Annotated in this window: 5 protein-coding genes and 1 tRNA gene; all 6 read left to right on the forward strand. The window is 46.4% G+C overall.

The window, feature by feature from the left end; translation table 11 throughout:
- The first annotated feature begins 79 nt into the window (after window positions 1-79).
- The 6 genes from DXB18_RS15930 to DXB18_RS16780 all read left to right on the forward strand — a co-directional run bounded on the left by DXB18_RS15930 (window position 80) and on the right by DXB18_RS16780 (window position 3,318).
- Window positions 80-152 (forward strand) — tRNA-Thr (locus tag DXB18_RS15930).
- Window positions 153-214: 62 nt separating this feature from the next.
- On the forward strand, window positions 215-418 hold the full coding sequence (locus DXB18_RS15935) for a hypothetical protein (RefSeq protein ID WP_147355256.1): 204 nt from the start codon (window positions 215-217) through the stop codon (window positions 416-418).
- Window positions 419-505: 87 nt separating this feature from the next.
- Window positions 506-652: a hypothetical protein gene (locus DXB18_RS16390; protein ID WP_118708888.1), complete on the forward strand. Its 147-nt coding sequence runs from the start codon at window positions 506-508 to the stop codon at window positions 650-652.
- A gap of 257 nt (window positions 653-909) precedes the next feature.
- Window positions 910-2,739: an adenine deaminase gene (gene ade, locus DXB18_RS15945; protein WP_347560910.1), complete on the forward strand. Its 1,830-nt coding sequence runs from the start codon at window positions 910-912 to the stop codon at window positions 2,737-2,739.
- A 57-nt stretch (window positions 2,740-2,796) separates the two neighbouring features.
- Window positions 2,797-3,099: a hypothetical protein gene (locus DXB18_RS15950; RefSeq protein WP_118544341.1), complete on the forward strand. Its 303-nt coding sequence runs from the start codon at window positions 2,797-2,799 to the stop codon at window positions 3,097-3,099.
- 96 nt (window positions 3,100-3,195) lie between these two features.
- Window positions 3,196-3,318, forward strand: coding sequence for a hypothetical protein (locus DXB18_RS16780; RefSeq protein WP_279220686.1), 123 nt, complete (start codon window positions 3,196-3,198; stop codon window positions 3,316-3,318).
- The last annotated feature ends 448 nt before the right edge of the window (window positions 3,319-3,766 follow it).

Consider the following 3,766-nt stretch of genomic DNA (forward strand, 5'->3'; position numbering starts at 1 on the left):
TGGTGGAGTACGACCTTGCCAAGGTCGGGGTCGCGGGTTCGAGTCCCGTCTCGCGCTCTTGCAATGAAAATTGCATAATGCTGCTGTGGCTCAGTCGGTAGAGCGTCGCATTGGTAGTGCGGAGGTCACGGGTCCGATTCCCGTCAGCAGCTCTTTTTAAAAGAGTGGAAACCTTTAATTTACAAGGTTTCCACTTTTTTTGTGCCTGAAAAGCATGAAGACAGTTGAAGACAACAGCCGTTGCCGGGCATACCTGCGTGAATATGAGCGCAATTGGAATGAGCAGCATGAAGATGTTATAACAGATAAGCTGTGGCTGAACCAGATTCTGATCAATTTTGAGAAAGAAGCGAGAGAAGCCGGAGTCACTGCGTTTGTTGCAAAACCTATTTTATGTCCGAACTTCGTTCTGTCTTAACGAAACCGTGCAGACAGAAGCAGAGCAACCGGAAGATACAGAAGAGTTGTCTGATTATGCAGGAAAGCGAATATCCCGATTATCGCGATGACGGCGAATGCCTTCGATGAGGACCGGAGACAAGCTTTTGAGTGCGGCATGAGCGGACATATTGTAAAGCTGTTTCATAGGAAAGAAATCGCCAAGGATTTCAACCAGATTTTTGGGGAATCGAAAACTTCATATGGAAAATAAAAACGAGTCACAGGGGAAAATCCTCTGTGGCTTTTTTATATGATAGGAAATTGCGTCCTATCATATAAAAATGCTCCGCGAGGAAGCGCACTCGGCGCAAAGGTAGATGGTTGCTGAAGCAACCGCGCCTCGGCGCGAGAATGTGCCAAGGCACATTCTTTTTTGTAGGAGCTTTTACTTTATCTTATAAAAATGTTATAATGTGATAAATTCACAGAAAACACGGGATGATTCAGACAAAGTCAGGAGGAAAACTTATGGCATCAATGGATCAATTTAGGAAGCAGATTTCTGCAGCAGCAGGAAGAACAAAAGCAAAGCTGGTATTAAAGCATGCAAAAATTGTGAATGTCTTTACGGAAACCGTGGAAGAAGGAGACATTGCCATGGAAGATGGCATCATTCTGGGCATCGGAAATTATGAGGGAGAGCTGGAACGTGATTTAAAGGGTGCCTATGTCTGCCCGGGTTTTCTGGACGGTCATATTCATCTGGAAAGTTCGATGGTTTCCCCTTCAGAATTTGAACGGATGGTAGTGCCGCACGGAACCTGCGCGGTAGTCACGGATCCCCATGAGATCGCGAATGTGGCAGGGACGACCGGTATCCGGTATATGCTGGAAGCAACAAAGAATCTCCTTCTGGATGTGTATTTTATGATGCCATCCTGTGTGCCGTCTACGGCTCTGGATGAATCCGGCGCAGAATTGCATATGGAAGATCTGCTGCCGTTTTATCAAAATGAACGGGTATTGGGACTGGCGGAGATGATGAATGCGTATGGAGTCATTCAGAATGAGCCGGACTGCATCCAAAAACTGTCCCAGACGCAGCAATGCGGGAAACTGGTGGATGGGCATGCGCCGGGACTTTCTGGAAAAGCGTTGAATGCCTATGTGACGGCTGGCGTTGCTTCGGATCATGAGTGTTCGGAACTGGAGGAAGCAAAAGAAAAGTTGTCGCGCGGCCAGTGGATCATGATTCGTCAGGGAACAGCAGCAAAGAATCTGGAAAAGCTGATTCCGCTGTTTGAGGCACCGTATGACCAGCGGTGCATGCTGGTAACCGATGATAAGCATCCTGGCGATCTGATTCGTGGCGGACATATTGACAGCATTATCCGGGAAGCAGTCAGACTGGGGGCAGATCCGATCCGTGCGATCAAAATGGGAAGTCTTCGCACAGCAGAATATTTTGGATTGAAAAAACGCGGTGCGGTTGCACCCGGATATCGCGCTGACCTGGTTGTTGTGAATGATTTAACCGATTTGCAGGTTCATCAGGTTTATAAAGGCGGAGTTCTGGTGGCAGAACATGGCAGGATGGTGTCGGAACATGGAGATGGCGCAGAAGGGAAAGCGGGGCATAGAGCAGAAAACACAAATTTGGATAAAATAGAAACTTATCCCAAAGAAAACATGGTATGGGATGAAGAAATACAGCAGCGCGTGTACCATTCGTTCCATTGCAAACCAATCCAGCCATCAGATTTGGCTTTGAAAAAACGGGGTAACCGGATACGCGTGATTGATCTGGTCAGCCGGGAATTGCTTACAAAGGAGCGCTCTGAGTCCTGGTGTGAGCAGGAAAACCTGGCTCTGGGTGTTGATCCGGAACATGATGTGATCAAGCTTGCGGCATTGGAACGTCATAAAGGAAATGGACATATCGGAATCGGTTTTCTGGGAAATTATGGTCTGAAAAAAGGAGCTGTAGCGACCAGCGTGGGACATGATTCCCATAATCTGGTGATCGCAGGCGTGACGGATGAAGATATGGCGGCAGCAGGCAACCGGGTCATTGAAAATGAAGGTGGTCTTGCAATTGCAGTAGATGGGAAAGTGTTAATGGATCTGCCGCTTCCCATTGCAGGGCTTATGTCAGATCTTCCGGTAGAAGAAGTTGACCGGAGGCTGGAGACTATGAAGCAGCTCCTTCGGGAATTGGGGATTCATGAGGAAATTGATCCGTTTATGACGCTTGGTTTTGTAAGTCTTCCGGTCATTCCAAAGCTGCGTCTGAATACATATGGCACAATCGATGTGGAAAAACAACAGGCAGTTGAGACGGTCTATTCCGTTCTATGATGGAAGCTTTATATAACATTGTTACCTGAATAAAGCGAAAGGATTCGATATCATACGATGAATGATAATCAGATGATACGGCGAAAAACAATTGGCAGTCCGATCCACGCAGGGAATCAGTCGGAGTCTCCGGTGCAGTCACAGCAGGTACCGGCTGATAGAAATCTGCAGAGACGAAAAAGTGTGTACGTACCGGGCAGTAAAGCTTCCGATCCGACCGAGTTGGAAAATCGGATTAAGATCAGCAATTGGAAAAACGATATAGAAGGTTGCAGAGTGCAGGAACAGAAATGGAAAGATAAGATCGGTCAGGAAGCACAGACTATTCGCGAACAAGTGAAGGAGTTTTCATTCCGGTAAATGGCGAATTCATGCAGGTAGCAAATTGCCGCAAATACATGGAGCGTGAACAGGATCTAACTAAAGTAATCTAGTGGCTGAACCATGCATTCTGGGATGCTGATCAGGAGGAAAATCGGAAAAGATCTGGAGGTGGCGGTCTGTGAGGCAAAAGAAACGGCAACAGCAGTCTGTATGCTGTTTAACCAGGAAAGACATCATTTTACTGCCTGCTTTTAAATGAAAGGTTGTGCCTGCGCTGTTTCAAGGAAGAAGTGGAACCCCCCGGTGGGAGAAACAACCGTCCGTTACCTGCTGGATGTGCTGCAGCAGGAATACCTGGAACTCATGCAGGTGAATGCAGAAAACTGGACTTGGGACGGGTAAAGAAAACGAGGCAGAAACGATTGCAGCAAGACTTCCAGGCAGCGGTAAGAATAAGCTTTCAATAGATGCAAGAAAATGCAACAATATAGAAAAATGAAAAAGTTGAAAAAACGCAAAAAAAACAGTTGACTTTTCTTTACGGGTTTGATATTATAATCTTCGCCCCGTGAGAACGGGGCAGGAAATCAAAAGATTTCCAAAAGAAAATTAAAAAAGTTGTTGACAAAGCGATAACAACGTGCTAAAATATCGAACGTTGCCGCTGAGAACAGCAACAATATGAACCTTGAAAATGAAAGAT

Origin of the sequence: Clostridium sp. OM02-18AC (assembly GCF_003481825.1) — a bacterium.
Taxonomy (GTDB): Bacteria; Bacillota; Clostridia; order Lachnospirales; family Lachnospiraceae; genus Brotaphodocola.

Excerpts from the sequence above, each read along its gene's own strand:
- DXB18_RS15950 (WP_118544341.1), top strand. The coding sequence starts at position 2,797 with ATGAATGATAATCAGATGATACGGCGAAAAACAATTGGCAGTCCGATC.
- ade (WP_347560910.1), top strand. The coding sequence starts at position 910 with ATGGCATCAATGGATCAATTTAGGAAGCAGATTTCTGCAGCAGCAGGA.
- DXB18_RS16780 (WP_279220686.1), top strand. The coding sequence starts at position 3,196 with ATGCTGATCAGGAGGAAAATCGGAAAAGATCTGGAGGTGGCGGTCTGT.
- DXB18_RS16390 (WP_118708888.1), top strand. The coding sequence starts at position 506 with ATGACGGCGAATGCCTTCGATGAGGACCGGAGACAAGCTTTTGAGTGC.
- DXB18_RS15935 (WP_147355256.1), top strand. The coding sequence starts at position 215 with ATGAAGACAGTTGAAGACAACAGCCGTTGCCGGGCATACCTGCGTGAA.